This is a genomic window from Sorangium sp. So ce406 (assembly GCF_051474675.1).
GTDB lineage: Bacteria > Myxococcota_A > Polyangia > Polyangiales > Polyangiaceae > Sorangium > Sorangium cellulosum_G.
This window is the reverse complement of the sequence record NZ_CP150340.1, coordinates 1610400-1629580: the sequence shown is the minus strand read 5'-3', so window position 1 is coordinate 1629580 and position 19181 is coordinate 1610400. Positions and strand designations below refer to the sequence as shown.

15 protein-coding genes are annotated in these 19181 nt (G+C 72.3%); 6 read left to right on the top strand and 9 right to left on the bottom strand.

All coding sequences use genetic code 11. The annotated features are described in order from the left end of the window. Positions 1–11: 11 nt before the first annotated feature. Positions 12–464 carry a hypothetical protein gene (locus tag WME96_RS05965; protein WP_437289203.1) on the top strand — a complete coding sequence of 151 codons (453 nt, stop codon included), beginning with the start codon at positions 12–14 and terminating at the stop codon, positions 462–464. Here WME96_RS05965 and WME96_RS05960 read toward each other — a convergent pair whose 3' ends face one another. Beyond that, positions 465–1628: a DUF2169 domain-containing protein gene (locus WME96_RS05960; protein WP_437289202.1), complete on the bottom strand. Its 1164-nt coding sequence runs from the start codon at positions 1626–1628 to the stop codon at positions 465–467. 165 nt (positions 1629–1793) lie between these two features. On the opposite strand from WME96_RS05960, the gene WME96_RS05955 reads away from it, so the two are divergent. Beyond that, positions 1794–2441 (top strand): hypothetical protein, encoded by a 648-nt coding sequence (locus WME96_RS05955; protein WP_437289201.1) that lies wholly within the window; start codon positions 1794–1796, stop codon positions 2439–2441. A 9-nt stretch (positions 2442–2450) separates the two neighbouring features. Here WME96_RS05955 and WME96_RS05950 read toward each other — a convergent pair whose 3' ends face one another. The 3 genes from WME96_RS05950 to WME96_RS05940 are packed head-to-tail and all read right to left on the bottom strand — an operon-like array spanning position 2451 to position 5544. Next, positions 2451–4478, bottom strand: a complete 2028-nt coding sequence (locus WME96_RS05950) for a DUF2169 domain-containing protein (protein ID WP_437289200.1) — start codon at positions 4476–4478, stop codon at positions 2451–2453. Between the two features lie 41 nt (positions 4479–4519). Further along, a complete protein-coding gene (locus tag WME96_RS05945; protein WP_437289199.1) occupies positions 4520–5086 on the bottom strand; it encodes a Uma2 family endonuclease in 567 nt (188 codons plus the stop codon). Between the two features lie 35 nt (positions 5087–5121). Further along, positions 5122–5544, bottom strand: a complete 423-nt coding sequence (locus WME96_RS05940) for a VOC family protein (protein ID WP_437289198.1) — start codon at positions 5542–5544, stop codon at positions 5122–5124. 144 nt (positions 5545–5688) lie between these two features. Here WME96_RS05940 and gpmI point away from each other — a divergent pair, with 144 nt between their 5' ends. Continuing rightward, the gene (gpmI, locus tag WME96_RS05935) at positions 5689–7320 is read left to right on the top strand and encodes a 2,3-bisphosphoglycerate-independent phosphoglycerate mutase (RefSeq protein WP_437289197.1); all 1632 of its coding nucleotides are present in this window, start codon (positions 5689–5691) and stop codon (positions 7318–7320) included. Continuing rightward, the gene (locus WME96_RS05930; protein ID WP_437289196.1) at positions 7321–8766 is read left to right on the top strand and encodes a serine/threonine-protein kinase; all 1446 of its coding nucleotides are present in this window, start codon (positions 7321–7323) and stop codon (positions 8764–8766) included. Between the two features lie 18 nt (positions 8767–8784). On the opposite strand, the gene WME96_RS05925 is transcribed toward WME96_RS05930, so the two are convergent. Together WME96_RS05925 and WME96_RS05920 are read right to left on the bottom strand one after the other, a co-directional pair. After that, the gene (locus WME96_RS05925; protein ID WP_437289195.1) at positions 8785–9174 is read right to left on the bottom strand and encodes a YkgJ family cysteine cluster protein; all 390 of its coding nucleotides are present in this window, start codon (positions 9172–9174) and stop codon (positions 8785–8787) included. A gap of 29 nt (positions 9175–9203) precedes the next feature. After that, positions 9204–10220 (bottom strand): peptidylprolyl isomerase, encoded by a 1017-nt coding sequence (locus WME96_RS05920; RefSeq protein ID WP_437289194.1) that lies wholly within the window; start codon positions 10218–10220, stop codon positions 9204–9206. A gap of 252 nt (positions 10221–10472) precedes the next feature. On the opposite strand from WME96_RS05920, the gene WME96_RS05915 reads away from it, so the two are divergent. Continuing rightward, positions 10473–12701: an NADP-dependent isocitrate dehydrogenase gene (locus WME96_RS05915; protein WP_437289193.1), complete on the top strand. Its 2229-nt coding sequence runs from the start codon at positions 10473–10475 to the stop codon at positions 12699–12701. 144 nt (positions 12702–12845) lie between these two features. On the opposite strand, the gene WME96_RS05910 is transcribed toward WME96_RS05915, so the two are convergent. Both WME96_RS05910 and WME96_RS05905 read right to left on the bottom strand, forming a co-directional pair. Continuing rightward, the gene (locus WME96_RS05910; protein ID WP_437289192.1) at positions 12846–13622 is read right to left on the bottom strand and encodes a ribonuclease HI; all 777 of its coding nucleotides are present in this window, start codon (positions 13620–13622) and stop codon (positions 12846–12848) included. A 147-nt stretch (positions 13623–13769) separates the two neighbouring features. Further along, the gene (locus WME96_RS05905) at positions 13770–15875 is read right to left on the bottom strand and encodes a DUF4215 domain-containing protein (RefSeq protein ID WP_437289191.1); all 2106 of its coding nucleotides are present in this window, start codon (positions 15873–15875) and stop codon (positions 13770–13772) included. A 535-nt stretch (positions 15876–16410) separates the two neighbouring features. Here WME96_RS05905 and WME96_RS05900 point away from each other — a divergent pair. Continuing rightward, positions 16411–17073: a hypothetical protein gene (locus WME96_RS05900; protein WP_437289190.1), complete on the top strand. Its 663-nt coding sequence runs from the start codon at positions 16411–16413 to the stop codon at positions 17071–17073. 119 nt (positions 17074–17192) lie between these two features. On the opposite strand, the gene WME96_RS05895 is transcribed toward WME96_RS05900, so the two are convergent. After that, positions 17193–19091 (bottom strand): hypothetical protein, encoded by a 1899-nt coding sequence (locus WME96_RS05895; RefSeq protein WP_437289189.1) that lies wholly within the window; start codon positions 19089–19091, stop codon positions 17193–17195. Positions 19092–19181: the final 90 nt, after the last annotated feature.

Below are 19181 nucleotides of genomic sequence, written 5' to 3'. Positions count from 1 at the left end.
GAGAAGGTCCCATGAAGCTTCGGTGCTACGTGGATGGACACCCCGCGGACCCGAGGTCGCTCACCCGCCGGCCGATGAACTTCGGCCAGGGCTGCCCCGGTCTCCCGGCGCACGCTTGCCGGATCGAGGCCGAGACCGACGGATTCCTCGCGGCGATCCGGGGCCAGTTCGATCAGCTCCGGGAGGAGCTCATCGAGGACCTCCCCTACGATGCCGATTCGGAGGAGGTCCGCGCGCTCCAGGCGCTCCACTGGCCATCGCAGGAGGAGCTGTTGCGCCTCGACGAGCGGCTCCTGGCGCGCGTCCTGTCGACGTACTTGATCCAGGAGGTGCTCGACACCCTGCTCCCCCATCGGATCGAGGAGCTGATCGCTCCGGCCTATGCCATCGACAGCGTGTCGACGTTGCAGATCAGCCCGGCGACCCTGCGAATCGAGGGGATCGCCTACCCGATGGCCGGTTGATCACCGCCCCCACGTCACCCCGAGCTTCGTCTCCTCGAGCTGCTCCTCCGCGAGCGGCGCCACGAGCCGCACCGCGCCGCACCAGGTCAGCGACGCCGTCCGCTTCTCCGCGTCGATCCGCACCGTCTGCAGCACCGGCTCCGGCGTGAAGATCTTCGGCGACCCCGGCGGCCGCACCGTCATCCCCGGCGCCTCCCCCGGCAGCGCGAACTGCACCTCCGGCTGCCCCTGCACCAGGTACTTCAGGATGACGAGCTCGTCCCCCCGCAGCCGCTCCGTCGCCAGCCCCGGCGCCGCGCCCTGCGCGAACCGCGGCAGCACCTCGTTCTTCCGGAACGGCCCCCCGAGGTCCTCCCCGTCCGCGAACGCCATCTCCCGGATCGGCTTCGCCGGTGGGTCGTGCTCCAGGAACGCGCCGAGCCCCCGCATGATCCGCGGGTACCACGTGTGCGCCACCCAGCCGAGCCCGCCCGAGGCCGGCGCGTCCAGCCAGGCCTTCGGCGCCTGCACGAAGAAGCGCGGCGCGGTGAGCGGGTCCCCCGGGTCCTCGATCTGCGGCAGGAGCTCGCCGTCCGCCCGGTCCCGGTCCACGTCGAGGAAGTAGCCGCGCCCGATCTTGTTCCGCGGGTACGCGAAGACGCCCTCCTCGCGCGGCGACGGCTCCACCCGCCGCCCGTTGCGCCGGAGCGGCGGATCGAGCTCGTCGTGCGCGTACGCGTCGTAGCCCCCGTAGGCCAGCTCCCACGACAGCGGCGCGCTCTCGAACGGCGCCGGGTCCGGGAAGCGCACCTGCCCCTCGAGCGTCACCTCCACCCGGCGCTCGCCGAGCACGCGCAGCACGCGCGCGCTCCGGCCCACCGCCACGCCGACCATCAGCTCGCGCACCTTGCCCGGCGCGTGCGCCCGGCCCGTCACCACCACGTCGGTGGCCGGCTTCGGCGGGAACAGGTCCATGTCGTCCCGCAGCGCCCGGTAGCGGTCGTGCGGATCGGTCTCGATGTCGGGCTCGAAGACGACCGGCGCCTGCTCGTCCGCGAGCGTCACCCGGCCGCCCGCGAAGGAGTACGTGCGCTTGGCCACGCAGACCATCCACAGCCTGCCGTCGTGGCTCTTCGCGCACCGCACGGTCTGGGTCACACGCGGGGAGGCCTCCACTGCGCTCATCGGGCTCCTTGCAGGCTCGCGTTCGACGGGTATCCCTGCCCTCGCGCGCGCGCAAGGGCGAGGACCGGCGCGCCCCGGCGGCGCAACCGGCGCGCCCCGGCGCTCGAGCGGCGCGCCTCGGCGGCCGACCGCGCGCGGCGCCCGTCCCTGCGCTACCCTGCGTCCGTGCCGGACGCGCCCGACCCTCTGCCACCGCAGGATCCCCCGCCGCAGGCCGCCGCTGCTGCCCTCGCGCCTGCGCCCGCCGCGGCGCTCGCGGCGCCCGCCCGGGTGGTGCCCCTCGCCTCCGGGCGCTCCATCGAGATCGCCGAGGAGGGCGCCGAGGAGCGGATCCAGATCCGCGCCGCGGCGGGGCAGCTCCTCGTGTCGATCCGGCTGACCGACGAGGGGCCGGTGCTGTCGCTCTCGGGCGCGTCGCTGGAGATCGCGGCCGCGAAGACGCTCTCGCTCTCGTGCGACACGCTGCGGATCCAGGCCGCGCAGGACGCGGCCGTCGAGGTGGGCGGGAGCCTGCACGAGCGGGTGCGCGGGAGCGCCGTGCGCGAGGCCGGCAGGAGCGCGCGCACCACGGCCCGCGAGGTGATGCTCGAGGCGTCTCCCGGCGGCGTGGAGATCCGGGCCAACGACGACGTCGACATCGTCGGCGAGCGGGTGCGGCTCAACTCCGAGGATCCGCCGATGCCGCTCTCCTGGGAGGAGTTCCGCGCGCGGCAGGCGCTCGCCGGCGGTCCCGGGCACCCCTCCGCGCTCGGCGCCGGCGAGGGCGCCGCGCCGGGAGAGCCGGACGACCGCTCGCCGCGCAACGCGCGCTGAGCGCCGCGCTCACTCGGCCCGCAGCTTGTCCATCAGCGCCATCAGCTCCGCGGAGAGCGCCATCTGGCCCGCGGCCCTCTTCGTCCACACCCGCACGATGGGCATCAGCGCCGCCCGCTGGATCGCGAGCGCGTCGAGGACCTCGCCGGCCATCCCGCGCTCGAGCCCCACGGCGATGCGCGCGTACTCCGGGAGGCCGATCGGACCGCGGAACGTCTCGACCGCCGCGACGTAGGCCGCGTCGTGCGCCGCGCGCAGCTTGCCGCCGGCGCGCGCGTCCTTGTCCAGCAGGGCGCGGACGTGGCGCTCCACGGGGGCCCAGGCGCGCTCGCTCAGCCCGTGCGCGCGCAGCACGTCCGCGCGCGGCGCGCGCTGCTCGGCGATCTCGGCGGAGATCGCCGCGAAGCGCTCCACCGTGACGTCCTCCGGCCGCACCGCCGGCTCGGGCGAAGGCGGGGCGTCGGCGCGCGGCGCTTCGGCGCGCGCAGCCTCGGCGCGCGCAGCCTCGACGCGATCCGGGGCCGCCTTGGCCGCCGGCTTCGTCAGCAGCTGCCCCAGGAACGGCGGTGGAGCCGGCGTGGCGCGCGCGGGCGCCGCCTGAAACGGCAGCGGCGCCGCGGGCGTCCGCGCCAGGCCCGAGGGCAGCGTGTCGGACGCCAGGGCGTCCGGCGCCGCGGTCTCCGGCCCCTCGCCTCCGTCGCCGCGGCCGCCCGCCCCGGCGCGCTGCGGCCGCTCGGAAGGGCCCGCGGCCGCCGGCGGGACCGCCGACGGCGGGGTCGCCGACGGCAGCCGGCCCGCGCCCTCGGATCCCGGCTGCCCAGGCGGCCTGCGCGCCTCGGCGCCCCGGGTCGCCGGCGCGAAGGGCAGCGCGGCGGGCGCCACGAACGGCAGCGCGTCCGAGGGCCCCGCCGCGCGCAGCATCGGGGCGAGCGTCGTCTCCGGCTCCCCCGCGGCGGCGCCGCCCCTCGGCTCCACCTCCGGCGCGGCGGTGTCGGCCAGCGCCGACACGGCGGCGCGCGCCGCGAGCGCGCCCTGCGGCAGCAGCGTGTCCGCCACGTCCTGCGCCGCCTGCGGCCGCTCCGCGGTCACCACCACCGTGACGTCCTCCGCCAGGTGCCGCAGCGGCACCGCCCCCCGCCACGTCAGCGTGCAGATCCCGCGATCCGCGTCGATCCACAGCGTGTCGCAGCGCAGGCGCATCTCCTGCGGCCCCGCGTCGCCGTGGAGCAGCGCCGCGTGCGGGATCACCGCCTCCAGCACGGTCGCGAGCTCCGGGTGCCGCGGGTGCAGGTGGGTGAGGACGATCCGCTCGCCCGCCGGGAGCTGATCGAGCTGCTGGTCCGGCGGCGCCGCGTTGAAGTAGCCGGTGTCGATGTCGTCCGGCAGCGGCCGCTCCGCCCAGGCGTCGTGCCCGAACGTCGCGGCGTGCCGGCGCAGCTTCGCGGTCCGCTCGGGCCACGACGGCGCGACCGGCCCGAAGCCGACGGGCGGCAGCGGATCCGCCGGGCTGCGGAGCTCCGTGCCCGGCGGCAGCAGGCTCGGCGCAGGCCGGAGCCCGCGCGCGTCGGGCGGCGCGTTCGGCGGAATGCCCGCCGGGTTCCACCGATCGGGCCCGCTCGCCGCGCGCTCCCACCGGAGCGACATCCTCGCGAACGGCGTGGCCGCCGTGATCTGCCCGTTCGCCGTCCACGCGCGGTGCCCGTGCACCTCGATCCGCTTGTCGATGGAGCCGACCGCGAGCCGCGTCACGAGCGAGGTCACGCGGCCCCCGTGGGGCGCGTGGGCGTGCCCGGCCACGAGCACGTCCACGCGGCGCTTGAACGGCGCGAGATCGCTCGCTGCGCGGAGGCTCGCCCGCGGGTCGTCGTCCCAGCGGACGTCCTTCTCCCACGTCGGCTCCTGCGAGGGCGCGAGGCGCGAGAGCCCCGGCTCGAGCGTGAAGGTCGCCTTGCAGACCACGGTGAGCGCCGCGGCCTCGGGGCGGGGCTGCCAGACGAGGTACGCGACGCGGAGCGGGCAGGCCGAGGAGACGTGCACGCCGCCAGCTTATCTCGCCCGGCTCCCGCGATGTTCCCGCGCTACTCCTGCCAGAGCACGCCGAGCTCGATCTCCACCGCGTCGAACGGCGCCGCGCGCACGGTGACGTCGCCCTCCCACGCCCCCGCGCGCGCGAACCGCCCGGCCTCGGCGCGGTAGACCTCGAGGAGCCGGAGCCGCGGATCGATGAGCCAGTAGTGCGCCACGTGCTCGCGCGCGTAAATTTCCATCTTGTCGCGACGATCGAGCGCCTCGGTGGACGGCGAGATCACCTCGCACACCCAGTCGGGCGCGAGGAAGATGGCCGCGTTCCGCATCGGGATCTGCGGCATCCGGTCGCGGCGCCACGCCGCGATGTCGGGGATCACGATGTCCGGATCCGTGCCGAGGTGCAGCTCGGGCTCGACGAGGAGCGCCCACCGCCCCGGCCCCTTGATGCCCCGGCGAAACGGCAGGTAGAGCTCGCCGGCGAGGACCGACGTGACGTTGCGGCAGGACAGCGACGGCCGCGGGGTCGCGTGGAGGACGCCGTTCAGGATCTCGGCCACCTGGTTCGGCGGGGTGTCAAGAACATCCTGGTAGGTAGCGCGACGAGCGCAGTCGGACATGGTCGGATGTTAGCACGCACGCCGTACAGGGCGGCTCACGTCGCGAAGATCTGTCCCATGTCCCTGAACGATTTGAACTCCAGCGCATGACCGCTGGGGTCGACGACGAAGAGCGTCGCCTGCTCGCCCGGCTCGCCGACGAACCGGATGTGCGGCTCGATCAGGAACTGCACCGCGAGCCCGCGCAGCCGCTCCACCAGCGCGTGCCAGGCGTGCCACTCGAGGATGGCGCCGAAGTGGCGCACCGGCACGTCCTTGCCGTCGACCGGGTTGGTGGGGAGGACGGCGCCGGCCTCATCGACGAGGTGCGCCGAGATCTGGTGGCCGAAGAAGTCGAAGTCGATCCACCGGGCGGCCTCCCGCCCGACGCGGCAGCCCAGCACCCCGGCGTAGAAGCGGCGGGTCGCCTCGAGGTCCGAGACGGGGAAGGCGAGGTGGAACGGCGGGGCCTGGGTCATCGAGGTCCTCCCTTGCGGCGCCTTCCATCGTAAGGGAGGCGGCGGACACGGGACAGCCCCCGCCGCCGCGCGGGCCCCCGAGGGGGTCGAAATTCCCGGAGCGACCCCCCCGATCGCCGCGGCTTCGTTGTAGATTCCGCCGCCATGAGCGAAGCCGCACCTTCTCCCAGTCAACGCCCCCGCCCGCTCGTCCTCTGTATCCTCGACGGATTCGGCGAGCGCGAAGAAAAGGACCAGAACGCGATCGCCCTCGCGACGATGCCGCACCTCGACGCGATCAAGCGCGACGCCCAGAAGACGTTGATCGGGACGAGCGGCCCAGACGTCGGCCTCCCGGTGGGGCAGATGGGCAACAGCGAGGTCGGCCACCTGAACTTCGGCGCGGGCCGGATCGCGCTGATGGACATCTCGCGCATCGACGTCGCGATCGCCGAGAACAAGCTCGGCTCGAACCCGATCATCGACAGGACGTTCCGCATCGCGCAGGACCGCAAGTGCCGGGTGCACCTGTTCGGGCTCGTGTCGGACGGCGGCGTGCACTCGTCGCTCGAGCACTTCTCCGCGCTGTTCAAGCTCGCGAAGTTCCACGAGGTCCCGGTCGTCGTGCACGCGTTCCTCGACGGGCGCGACACGCCGCCGAAGAGCGCGTGGGGCTACGTCGAGCGGGTCCAGCAGGAGCTCGAGGGCGTCGGCGTCATCGGCACCATCTCGGGCCGCTACTACGCCATGGACCGCGACAAGCGCTGGGACCGCGTGATGAAGGCCTACTCGGCGATCGTGCGCGGCGACGCGCCGCGGGCCGACACGCCGTTCGAGGCCATCCAGCAGTCGTACGCGCTCGGCAAGACGGACGAGTTCGTCGAGCCCGTCCGCATCGGCGACTACACCGGCATCAAGGGCGACTTCATGGCCGACTTCGCCTCGAAGGAGCCGAAGTGGGAGTGGTGGGGGGAGGAGGTCGGCCTCGCCGTCAACTTCAGGCCCGACCGCATGCGCGAGATCTCGGCGATGCTCACGCGGCAGAACCTGCCGCCCGAGGTCCTGGAGTTCCTCAGCGATCGCGGCAAGCCGGTCCACGCCTTCCAGGAGCACTGCTACAGCTGCATGACCGAGTACGACGCGGCGCTGAAGCTGCCGATCGCGTTCCCCAAGGACGAGATCACCGAGTCGTTCCCCGAGGTGATCGCCCGCGCCGGGCTCACGCAGCTCCGGTGCGCGGAGACCGAGAAGTACGCGCACGTCACGTACTTCTTCAACGGCGGGCGCGAGGAGACGTTCCAGGGCGAGGACAGGAAGCTCGTGCCCTCGCCGCGCGACGTCGCCACCTACGACAAGAAGCCCGAGATGAGCGCGGCCGGCGTCGCGAGCGAGGTCGTCGCCGCGATCAAGAGCGGGAAATACGACTTCATCCTGGTGAACTTCGCGAACCCGGACATGGTCGGGCACACGGGCATCCTCGAGGCCGCCATCCACGCCGTCGAGGCGGTCGACAAGGGGCTCGGGGACATCGCGGACGCCGTGCGCGAGGCGGGCGGCGCGCTCATGATCACCGCGGACCACGGCAACTGCGAGCAGATGAAGGACGAGCACGGCAACCCCCACACGGCCCACACGCTGAACCCGGTGCCGTTCTATTACCTGAACCAGCACGACCAGGGCGTCGCGCTCCGGTCGGGCGGGCGCATCTGCGACGTGGCGCCGACGATGCTCGAGATCCTCGGCATCCCGCAGCCCGCGGCGATGACGGGGCGCTCGCTCCGCGTTCGACAGCGGTAAGTGAGCACGGCGGAGAGGCAGCTCGGCCCGTACATCCTGCGCGAGGCCGTCTCGGCGCGGGCGCTCACCGTGACGTACCGGGCCGAGCACGCCGAGCTCGGCCGGGCGGCGCTGATCAAGACGCTGAAGCCCACGGTGTCCGCCGCGAGCGCGTTCGCGGCCGGCCTGGAGCGCGAGGCGAAGATCCTCGCGCGCATCCGGCACCCGAACATCATCGACATCCACGACTTCCAGCGCGACGAGGACCGGATCTGGCTCGTGCTGGAGCCGCTCTCCGGGCCGACGCTCGCCGCGCTGTGCGCGCGGGCGGGGCGCCTCGACGAGGGCGCGGCGGCGGCCATCGCGCTGGAGATCGCGCGCGGCCTCGGGCACGCGCACGAGCGGGGCGTGGTGCACCGCGAGCTGCGCCCCGAGCGCGTGGTCATCACGCCCGCGGGCGGCGTGAAGATCCTCGAGTTCGCGGCGGCGTTCGACGGGCGGCTGCCGTCGCTGCCCGAGCCGTTCGAGGGGAGCGACACGTTCGCGCGGCCCGACTACATGGCGCCGGAGCAGATCCTCGGGGCCGACACGGGCCCGCAGGCGGACGTGTTCACGCTCGGCGTGGTCCTGTTCGAGATGCTCACCGGCGCGCGCCCGTTCGACGAGCCGAAGGCCGAGCCGGCGGAAGGGAGCGCCGCGCCGCGCGCGTCGCGCACGTCCATCGCGCCGCGCGAGGACGACCGGTGGGCCGAGGGCAGGGCCGTCGCGCTCCGCATCCGCAGCGCGCCGCCGCAGCCGCTCCGGGCGCTCGTGCCCGACGTGTCGCGCGGCCTGGAGCGGGTGGTGCTCCGGTGCCTCGAGAAGGAGCCGGAGCAGCGCTACGAGAACGGCCGCGCTGTCGCCGACGCCCTCGCCGAGGAGCTCGCCGAGCGCGGCCACCCGACGCCGCGCGCGCTCATCACGAGGGCGCTCGCGGCGGCGAAGCTCGGCGGGGACGAGCTGCCGCCCCAGGCCACGCCGTCCGTCCGCCCGCCCGCCGAGCGGCGCCACGCGCCGTCGATCGCGCCCGACGTGGGCCGGCTGGCCGGCATCTTCGCGCTGATCCTCGCGGGCGGCGCGCTCATCGAGCTCGGCCTGCGCCAGCACGAGGCGGTCGGGCCGCCCAGCGCCGAGGCGAGGCAGCCCGGCGCGAGCTCGGAGGAGCGCGGCTACCTGAAGGTGCTCGCGCGGCCGTGGGCGGAGGTCGTCGTCGACGGGGAGCTCATCGACGTGACGCCGATGGCGCGGCCGATCCCGCTCCAGGCCGGGCGACACTTCGTCACGTTCCGGCACCCGAACGCGCCCGAGGAGAAGCGCACGATCTCCGTCTCCGCCGGGCAGACGGTCACGCTCGACGTGAGCATGCGGATCGATCGCCCCCCGCCCGACGCGGGCGCACCGCCGGTGGACAGGGACGCCTCGCCCTGAGGACGAGGCGGGCGGCGCCTACGCGGGGCCGCCCTGCCCCGCGCCGCCGTCGCCGCGCGCGCCGACATCCCCGTCGGCGCGGCGGCGGAGCCTCTCGAGCGCGATCAGCGGCCGCTCGCGCTTCTCGTGCAGCTCGCCGAGGCACGCGCCGCTGCCGCGCTCGAGCGCGCGGCAGCAGTCGGGCCGCACCTCGTAGATCGAGCAAAGGAACCGGCCGCGCTCCGCGTCGAGCGTGAGCGCCGCGCAGCGGCCGTCCTCGATCCGCATGTAGCAGCGGTTGCCGATGAAATGCGTGAGCTCACGGGCGCGATCGTCCATGCGATCGTGGTCGCACCCGAAGACCCGGATGTACTCGGGCAGCGTCGAGAAGCAGCAGGTGCCGCACGCGGTGCACTCGGGGACGACCACCTCGCCGCGGCCGCCCGCGCCCGCGCGCGTCAGAGCCGGACCTCCACGTGCGTCCCGCGCTTCAGCTCGTCGAGCCACTTCTGCTTCGCCTTCTGCAGGATCTCCCCCTGCAGCCGCTGCAAGATCTCCGGGCGAGCGGCCTCCAGCGTCGTGAAGCGGGACGGCTGGCGGCTCAGGAGCTTCATGACCACGAACGCGTCGCCGGCGCGCATCGGCCCGGTCACCTCGCCGGGCTCGATCGCCATCAGCGCGGCCTCGAGCTCCGGGGCCATCACCTCGCGCTGGCCGGTCACCGCGGCCTGCGTCCCCTGGGGCGCGCGGACCCCGAGGTCGCCCCCCTCGTCGCGGGTCGCCGAGTCGTCCGAGAACTGCCCCGCGAGCGCCGCGAAATCCTCGCCCCGCCGCGCGCGGTCGGCGAGCGCCGCGGCGAGCGCGCGGCGCTCCGCGACCGCCTCGGCGCTCGCGCCGGGCAGGATGCGCAGGACGATCCACGCCGGGTGGTACTCGCGCCGCCGGCGCTCCTCGCGCACGAGCCGGTCGAAGGCGGACTGCACGTCCTGCTCGGTGAGGCGCACGCGGCCCTTCACGCGGAGCTGCAGCATCTTCCCCTCGAGGAGCTGGCGGCGGATCTCGTCGCGGTACTCCTGCTCGGTGAGCCCCGACGTCGTGCGCGCCAGCCGGAACAGCTCCTCGACCGTCGTCTGCTCCGCGGCCGCGATGTTCCGGAAGGCGTTCTCGATCTCCTCGGAGGTCACGCGGACATTGGCCTTCTCGGCGGCCAGGCTCTCGAGCTCCTCGTCCACCATCTTCTGGATGAGCTCGCGGAGGACCTGCGACTCGGCCGCCGCCTGCTGCGGGCCCGGCGGGACCCGCGCCTGGATCTGCAGGAGGAACGGCCGGGCCCGCTGCCGCAGGTCCGAGAGCAGGATGGCGCGGTCGCCCACGACGGCGACGATCCGCTCGCTCACGACCGCGTGGGCGAGCGGGGCGACGAGGCCAGCGGCGGCGACAAGCCCGGCGAGGGCGAGGCGAAGCGGTGCGCGCATCGAGCGCCTCTACCACCGGACCCCGGCCGGTTCCACGCGTTTCCGGCCCGGCGCGGCCCGCGCATGGCGCGACGCACCTCCCCTGCGCAACGCTTGCGCGTGGCTCCGCGGCGCGCCGCATCGCCCGCTGCCCAGCCTGTTGCCGCAGCGATCCCGGCGCGGTAAGCGGCCGCAACGACAACATTCCACGAGCCCACGCAAGGACAGCCGTTCTCCACGCGCCGGCGGGCACGTTCAACCCTCGAGGAAACAGTGGAAACCCAACATTCTACCATCATCTACACGAAGACGGACGAGGCGCCGGCCTTGGCCACCTATTCGCTCCTCCCGATCGTCGAGGCGTTCACGAAGGCCGCCGGGGTCCGGGTCGAGACGCGCGACATCTCCCTGGCGGGCCGCATCCTCGCCAACTTCCCGGAGCGCCTGACGGACGGCCAGAAGCTCGGCGATCACCTGGCAGAGCTCGGGGAGCTGGCCAAGACGCCGAACGCCAACATCATCAAGCTGCCCAACATCAGCGCCTCGATCCCGCAGCTCGTGGCCGCCATCAAGGAGCTGCAGCAGCAGGGCTACGCCGTGCCGGACTACCCCTCCGAGGCGAAGACGGAGGAGGAGAAGGCGATCAAGGCGCGTTACGCCAAGGTGCTCGGCAGCGCCGTGAACCCCGTCCTGCGCGAGGGCAACAGCGATCGTCGCGCCTCGCCCGCCGTCAAGGAGTACGCGAGGAAGCACCCGCACTCGATGGGCGCGTGGAGCCGTGACTCGAAGAGCCACGTCGCGCACATGTCGGGCGGCGACTTCTACGGCAGCGAGAAGTCGGTCGTGGTGGACAGGGCGCAGGAGCTGAAGATCGAGCTCGTCGCCGGCGGCAAGACGACCGTGCTCAAGCCGAGCGTCAAGGTGCAGGCGGGCGAGGTCGTCGACGCCAGCGTGATGAGCGCCAGGGCGCTGCGCGCCTTCTACGCCGAGCAGGTGGAGGACGCGAAGAAGCAGGGAGTGCTGTTCTCCCTGCATCTCAAGGCCACGATGATGAAGGTCAGCGACCCGATCCTCTTCGGGCACGCCGTCAGCGTGTTTTACGCCGCGGCGCTCGACAAGCACGCGGCCACGCTGGCCAAGGTCGGCTTCGACCCGAACAACGGCATCGGCGACCTGTACACCAAGATCCAGGGCTTGCCGGCAGACGAGAGGGCGAAGATCGAGGCCGACATCAAGGCCGTCTACGAGCAACGCCCGACGCTGGCCATGGTCGACTCCGACCGCGGCATCACCAACCTCCACGTGCCCTCGGACGTGATCATCGACGCCTCGATGCCGGCGGCCATCCGCTCCAGCGGCAAGATGTACGGCACCGACGGCAAGCTCTACGACGCCAAGTTCACGATCCCCGATCGCTCCTACGCCGGCATCTACCAGGCCACGATCGAGTTCCACAAGCAGCACGGGGCGTTCGACCCGCGCACGATGGGCAGCTCGCCGAACGTCGGGCTCATGGCGCAGGCCGCGGAGGAGTACGGCTCGCACGACAAGACCTTCAAGATCGCCGAGAGCGGCACGGTGCGCGTCGTCGACGCCTCCGGCAACGCCCTGCTGGAGCAGGAGGTCGAGGCGGGCGACATCTTCCGCGCTTGCCAGACGAAGGACATCGCGATCAAGGACTGGGTCAAGCTGGCCGTCGCCCGCGCGCGCGCCACGGGCGCCCCGGCGGTGTTCTGGCTCGACGAGAACCGCGCGCACGACAGGAACCTGATCGCCAAGGTCAAGGCCTACCTGCCCGAGCACGACACCCAGGGCCTGGAGCTCCCGATCAAGAGCCCGGTGGAGGCGATGAAGTTCACGCTCACCCGCATGAAGGAGGGCAAGGACACCATCAGCGTCACCGGCAACGTGCTGCGCGACTACCTGACGGACCTGTTCCCGATCCTGGAGCTGGGCACCAGCGCCAAGATGCTCTCCATCGTGCCGCTCCTGGCCGGCGGCGGCCTGTACGAGACCGGCGCCGGCGGCTCGGCGCCGAAGCACGTCCAGCAGCTGCAGAAAGAGAACTACCTGCGCTGGGACTCGCTCGGTGAGTTCCTGGCGCTGCAGGTCTCGATCGAGGACCTCGCCAGCAAGACCAACAACGCCAAGGCCAAGGTGCTCGCCAGGGCGCTGGACACGGCGATCGGGCTGTTCCTCGAGAACAACAAGAGCCCGGCGCGCAAGGTCGGCGAGATCGACAACCGCGGCAGCCACTTCTACCTCGCGCTCTACTGGGCTCAGTCGCTCGCCAAGCAGACCGAGGACAAGGAGCTGGCGGCCAGGTTCGGCAAGCTCGCCAAGACCCTGACGGACAACGAGTCCAGGATCGACGGCGAGCTGATCGGCGCGCAGGGTAAGCCCGTCGACCTCGGCGGCTACTACCACTTCGACGATCAGAAGACGTTCGCCGCGATGCGGCCCAGCGCCACGCTGAACGCGGCCATCGACAGCTTCTCCTGAGCCGCGCGGGGCCCCCGCCGAGCCGCCCGTGTACAGGCGGCTCGGCGGGAGGTCTCGCCGGGCCGCCCGGCTCGCGGCGAGGGTATTCTCGGCGCGAGCCTACGGGGACATGCAACCAGGGACGAGGCTGGGCGACCGGGCCGGCTACTCGCTGGCTCCGCCGGAGCCGGGGTACACCATCCGCCGCGACGCGCGCTCGCGGACTGCCTCGCGGGCGAGCGCGTCGGCGCGCTCGTTGAGCAGCACGCCGGCGTGCCCGGGCACGTACACGAGGCGCGCGCGCGGCCGCCGCGCGTCGAGCGCTTCGCGCAGCGAGGCGACGAGATCGACGTTCGCCTTCGCCTTCCACCCCTTCTGGAGCACGCCGATCGAGTACTGGCTGTCCGTGTGGATGACGATGGGGCGCCCGGGCTCCACCTCCTCGAGCGCGCGAAGGATGGCCGTCAGCTCGGCGATGTTGTTGGTCCCGGTGCCGAGGTACTCGCTGAGCTCGATCCGCCGGCCGCCGTCGTTGATCACCACGCCGAGCCCGGCGGGCCCCGGGTTCCCCGAGCACGCGCCGTCGGCGTAGACGATGACGGCCCCCTCCGGCACGGGCGCGGCGGCCGCCGCCCCCCGCGCCGGGGCCTTGCGCTGCGCGCGCGCCGGCCCGGACGGCGCCGCGGCGCCTGCGCCCCCTGCCCCTTCGGGCTGCTCGCCGGCGCGCGCCTTCACGACCGCCTCGGCGGGGCCGCAGGTGTCGTCCGGCAGCACCTTCGGATCGGCGATGGTCAGGTTGTCCGGCCGCGCCTTGTACTTGCGGCCGTCGTGCGGCTTGTAGCGGATCTCGACGCCGCCTCCCTCCTCCACGGTCAGGGCGCCGGCGGCGTCCGCGCGGGCATAGACGGTTTGACCTCGAAGCGATGCGCGAACCCAGGGCACGCGCGCACCCTGGCATGGATCGACGGCCGGGGGTACGGCAGACAGGGTCCGGCGAGCGCGGCCGGACCGGGCCGGATGGGCGCGGCGGACGACGCCGGATGGGCGCGGCCGGCAGCCGGCGCTCGATCAGCGCTCGTCAGCGCACGCTCAGCGCTCGATGCAGAGGGCGAGGGACCACGAGTTCAGCGTGCCGGCGTCGGAGCCGGCGTCGTCCCCGACCCGGAGGGTCCACGTGCCGTTCGCCGGTCCGGACAGGAAGGCTCCGAACGACGCCTCCGGGCGGAAGCACCCGCGGAAGGGCGCCATCGCGGACGTGATCGGGGACGCGCAATCCATGTCGAAGACCGTCCCGCGGTAGTTGTCGCCAGAACCTCCGTTGTCGCTCGAGACATCGACCGTCGCGCCCGCGGGGGACGAGAGCGAGATATCGAGATCTCCGTCGAACGCATGCGTGATGTCGAGCTCCAGCGTCACGCGCCGGATCGCGCCGGCCGAGGCCACCGGGAGCAGGCTCGAGGCGACGGAGCGATCCGCGACGTTCCTGGGAACGTCGGTGGACGATTGCACCCACAGCACCTGCCCGGGCGCGCAAGCCCCCGCGGCGTCCTCGCAGCCCAGCGCGCAGTCCGGGTCATCGCAGTCCGTGTCGCCGTCGAGGTCGTTGTCGTCCGCGTCGCCGCAGTTGCGCTCCTTCGCGTAGGTGCACGTGCTGGGCGTCCCCCGGCACGTGTAGCTCGCCTCCACGACGCAGGTCGCGCTGCAGCCGTCGCCGCTCGACGTGTTGGCGTCGTCGCACCCCTCGACGCCGGCCTGCACGAAGCCGTCGCCGCACCGGGCGACGCGGCACGTGATCGGGCAGCCGTCGGTGCTGTCGGCGTCGCCGTCGTCGCACTCCTCGCCGGCCCGGACCGCGCCGTCGCCGCAGCCCTCGACGATGCACCCGGGGCTGCACCCGTCGCCGGCCCTCCGGTTGCCGTCGTCGCACGCCTCGACGCCGGTGCGCAGGAAGCCGTCGCCGCACGCGGCCCGCGCGCAGCCCACCGGGCACGCATCGGTGGTGATCGCGTTGCCGTCGTCGCAGCCCTCGACGCCGGCCTGCACGAACCCGTCGCCGCACGAGGCCGCGGCGCACGTCCTGAGGCAGGCGTCGGTGTTGCTCGCGTTGCCGTCGTCGCACGCCTCGGCGGCGGCGTTGACGACGCCGTCGCCGCACGCGGGCGCCGCGCACGTCCCCGCCGCGCTGCACACGCCGCTCAGGCAGTCGCGCCTGGCCGCGCAGCGCATGCCGGCGGCGCAGCCGACGCACGCCGGGCCGCCGCAGTCGACGTCCGTCTCGGCCCCGTTCCGGGCGACGTCGGTGCACGACGGGAGGCACGTCGTCCCCGAGCACCGCTCGCCCAGGCAATCGCCGTCCACGGCGCACCCCTCGCCGGTGGCGCACGGCGAGCACGCCGGCCCGCCGCAGTCGACGTCCGTCTCGGCGCCGTTCTTCGCGCCGTCGCTGCACGAGGACGCCGCGCACCGTCCGTCCCTGCATATCCCGCTCTGGCAGTCCGTATCGGCGAGACAGGCCGAGAGATCCGCGCACGGCACGCAGGCGGAGCCTCCGCAGTCGACGTCCGTCTCGGCCCCGTTCATCACGCCGTCGCCGCAGCCGGGCGCCACGCACCGGTTCGCGACACAGACGTTGCTCAGGCAATCGCCCGCGGCGAGACACTCGACGCAGGCGCCGCTGCCGTCGCAATAGCGCCCTCCAGGCGCGTCGGCCCCTCCGCACACCGTGGTCGCCGGCGCCGGCGGGTTCTCCGGCGCGCCGGCGACGCAGACGTCGGCGGAGCACGGGTCCCCGTCGGAGAAGGCGTCTCGCTCGTCCTCGAGCTCGATCACGGCGCCTTGCCCGTCACAGACGCGCTGCTTGCAGTCGCCCGGGACCTGCTCGGCCGCGGACCTCCCCCGCGGCGCGGGGTCGAGCCCACACAGGCCGCCCTCGCAGGTGCGCCGCTGACACTCGCTGTCGGCCCCGGGACAGTCCGCCGCCACGCCGCAAGGCACGCCGCCTCCGCCGCTGCCCCCGCCGCCGCCGCTGGCGACGTCCCCGCCGCCACCGCCGCTGGCGACGTCCCCGCCGCCGACGGCCTCCGGGCTCGACGATCTACCGGGGCGGCCGCAGCCGTGCGCCGTCACGACAGCGGCGATGACGAGCGGCGACAGGCCCCTCGTGAACGGAGCGCTTCTCAGGAGGTCCGCTGGCACTGGCACCTCATCTCTCCGCGTTTCGCGGGAACGGCGATGTCCCTCCAAGGCGCGTTTCGAGCCTGACGGACACGCAGGCGGTCGATGTTCAGCGCACTAGACTGATATGGAATCGAGAGGACGCCAGCCGCCAGCGGCTCAGGAGAGTCCTTATCGTCGCCAGCGCCCCGGACGGCGCTTCGACAGGCTCGCACGGCGCCCACGCAGGACGGACGGACGGTGGGTGCTCGCATCTGCGGGCCCCTGGCGCCGGCACATCGGACCGCCCCCTGCGAAGCCGCAACAGCCCGCGGAGGCGGACGACGCGCCCGCTCCCGAACGCGAGCGGGGCGGCCTTGTTTGACGGGGTTTCGCCAGAACGAGCGGTCGTGATGGTCTTCGCCACGCCGACGCTGGTCTCCGTGGTCACGAGTCCGCTGGCTTCCGCGAACGACGGCAGCCTGTCCCGTCGAGCTCCGGTGTCGCCTGGAGCTCGGCGTCCCGCGAACAGGCGGTATCCTCGCCGTCGCCCCGAGGAATCGTATACGCTGCACGCATGAGTCAGGTCGTGATGCAGGCAGCGGAGTTCTCGACGATCGCCGCGGCGGAGCAGGCTGCCGCGGAGCTGCGGCGGCTCGTCGCGGACTACGTCACCTACGAGAAGACCGCCGACGCGCCGTGGAGCGAGGGCGCGGTGCCCGCGCCGCTGGTCGAGTTCGGGCGGCGGCACGGCGTGCCGTGGCCGGGCGACGCAGCGTCGCGGTTCCTGCTCAAGGGCCTGTTCAACGACGAGGCGAACGTGCTCACCGTCGATCGCCTGGTGTTCTTCTGGGGCGGCGGCTTCGATCTCGGCGGCGCGTGGCTGCGTGCGGTGCTGCTGCGCGGGCTCGGCGCGGTGCACTGCACCGACGTGCCCCGGCTGGTGGTGCGCGTGGACGATCCGCAGGCTCGCGCGGCGGCGTCGGCCGAGTTCCTCGTCGAGGAGGACCACGAGGAGCCGTTCACGACGTCGGACGACGCCGTGCTCGACCGGGCGCTGTTCACCATCACGTTCGAGCGCGACGGCGACCGCGTTCACCTGACGTTCGAGGACTCGGGCGGGCAGGACTGGGCGTTCGTCGCGATGCTGCCCCAGCTCTCGGGCGATGATCCCACGCTGCGCGCCCCCGCGAGGGGCCCGCACGCGAGCGTGGTCGATGGCGGAGGGGCGGTCGGCTGAGGGCTTGAGCTCGGCGAAGGAGCGAGCGCACCACGAGGTCGGCTGTGTCCCCACCGTCGCTTCGCTCGCCGCCCCGCTGCTGGGCCCTTGGATGCGCGGCCGCCTGTTTCAGGATCGCGCTATTGCAGCGTCACGGTGTAGGAACCGTTGGCTCGGAGGCCGAGCAACTGGATGACCCGGACGACGTACTCGCCAGGTTGGTCGAAGAGCGCCGACACGTCATTGTCACCTTCCATGAGATATTCCTCGAGGGGGAGCTCTTCGGCCGGCGCGTCGCGCCGGCTCACTTCGACGAGGCCAGTGTCCGTATCCCGCAGCACGATGTGGAGGTTGGTCGATGCGCCTGCGCTCAGCAAGAACCAATCCTCGTCTTCTCCCTTGGCCAGCTCCCACTTGCCCTCCATGTCCTTGCCGGCCTCCAGCGTGGTCGCCGTCTCCAGGGACGCACCGTGATCGTCCGTGTAGAAGGAGATGTAACGATCGATATCGTCGGGGCTCGGGAACAGCGGCGACGAGATCATCTTTTCCCCCAGCGAGGCCCGGAGGTAGTATGTGCCCGTCTGGCTCGGCTTGAACGAGACGGTCCGCTCCGAGGCCGACGCCACGAGGTTCTGCTGGGCATCGAAGAGCTCGAGGGGCACGCGGCCACCGAAGGAGTAAAGCGTGTTCGCCTGCAGATCCACGGCGAACATGTCCGCGTCACCGGGCGGCTCGATGCGCGCGCTCCACTCGCCGGGCTCGACCGCGCTGGCCGAATCGGGGCGATCGCCGTGGTCGTCTTCCACGTGACACAGGGGCCGCGACGGGTCGTCCGTGTGCCCCTCGCACGCGCGAAAATCCTGGAGGAGGCCCAGGTAAAGCGAGAGCCAGCGGGAGAAGACCTCACGGTTCTCCTCGTTCAGGGTCGACTGATCGACGGCGCGTTGCATCTGGTCGGCTCGAGCCAGCATCAACTCGATCTGGTCGAACAGCGTGGGGCTCTGGTTGCGCCGCAGCCAGTCCGCGAACGCGTCGCGGTTCTGTTCGAGCGTGCGCCCCTTGTTGGCCACGTAATCTGGCCGGGACACGCCCACCAGGTCAAAATCGTAGGGAGCGTAACGTATCGCGTTACGCTCGACGTCGACCATGGTGACCAGGTTCTTCCCTTCGATCCCGTCGTACTGGATCACGAAATCGTGCAGCAGGTTCAGCAGCAATAGACCATTCTGGTCCACCTTGAGCTGCGAGGTATCGACCCCGGACAGCTCTTCCATTTCCACCATGCCGCAGCGCTCGGCCATCTCGTCCTCGGGCTCGCGCACGAACGCGAGGTGCGTCTCCTCCTTGCCTGTCGGCGCGTCGTGGTAGGTGAGCCGTACGAGCCGCGTCTTGAGCGAGGGCACCTGCAGCTGATCGAGCACCTGATAAACAGTGTCCTCCATCAGCAAGCGCTGCTCGTAGGTCTCGAGGGAATCCGCTTTGAGCGTGGGGGACAAGCCCTCCCTGTCTCCGCAATGCGTGACGAACTTCACCGACTTGCCGAGGTGCGCGAAGAGGTTGTCTTTCTGCTTTTCCTCGAACTTGAGCGAGAACGGGCGAAAACCGCAATTGAAGCGCGAGACTCCCCGGGCGATGATGTTCGCGGTGATCGGCGCCGCGCCGCTCTGGTCGCTCAGCTCGATCACGGCCTGTGAGCCCGATTCCTCTTTCGTGGGTGCACCGTTCAGCTTCGTGAAATCGGCAGAGATCCGCATGTTCAACACGTCGCGGCTCTGGAACATGGGCGACTTCGAAGCCTGACAGGTGAACATCTGCCAGTCCGGCGACGTGTCGGCGGGCGTCTCCCCGCCATCGTCGGCGGGCGTCTCCTCGCCATCGTCGGCGTTCGCCTCCTCGCCATCGTCGGCGGGCGCCTCCTCGCCACCGGGATCCAGAATGGATTCCTTCGGGTCATCGGACGGTTCACTGGAGCATGCCCCGCTCAACGCGAGTCCAGGCAAGAGCAGGGCCGCAAGGGTAATCAAGCGCGCTTGGTTCATAAATTGCTCAACCATTACGAAGGGGTGGTACCGCGAGAGGAAGCATCGGCGCTGCCGATGGAATATTCAAACCGCAACAAACGACGATGC

Bases quoted from the DNA above. Each gene is read 5' to 3' on its own strand.
- WME96_RS05965 (WP_437289203.1), top strand. From the start codon at position 12: ATGAAGCTTCGGTGCTACGTGGATGGACACCCCGCGGACCCGAGGTCG.
- WME96_RS05960 (WP_437289202.1), bottom strand. From the start codon at position 1,628: ATGAGCGCAGTGGAGGCCTCCCCGCGTGTGACCCAGACCGTGCGGTGC.
- WME96_RS05945 (WP_437289199.1), bottom strand. From the start codon at position 5,086: ATGTCCGACTGCGCTCGTCGCGCTACCTACCAGGATGTTCTTGACACC.
- WME96_RS05940 (WP_437289198.1), bottom strand. From the start codon at position 5,544: ATGACCCAGGCCCCGCCGTTCCACCTCGCCTTCCCCGTCTCGGACCTC.
- gpmI (WP_437289197.1), top strand. From the start codon at position 5,689: ATGAGCGAAGCCGCACCTTCTCCCAGTCAACGCCCCCGCCCGCTCGTC.
- WME96_RS05920 (WP_437289194.1), bottom strand. From the start codon at position 10,220: ATGCGCGCACCGCTTCGCCTCGCCCTCGCCGGGCTTGTCGCCGCCGCT.
- WME96_RS05900 (WP_437289190.1), top strand. From the start codon at position 16,411: ATGAGTCAGGTCGTGATGCAGGCAGCGGAGTTCTCGACGATCGCCGCG.
- WME96_RS05895 (WP_437289189.1), bottom strand. From the start codon at position 19,091: ATGAACCAAGCGCGCTTGATTACCCTTGCGGCCCTGCTCTTGCCTGGA.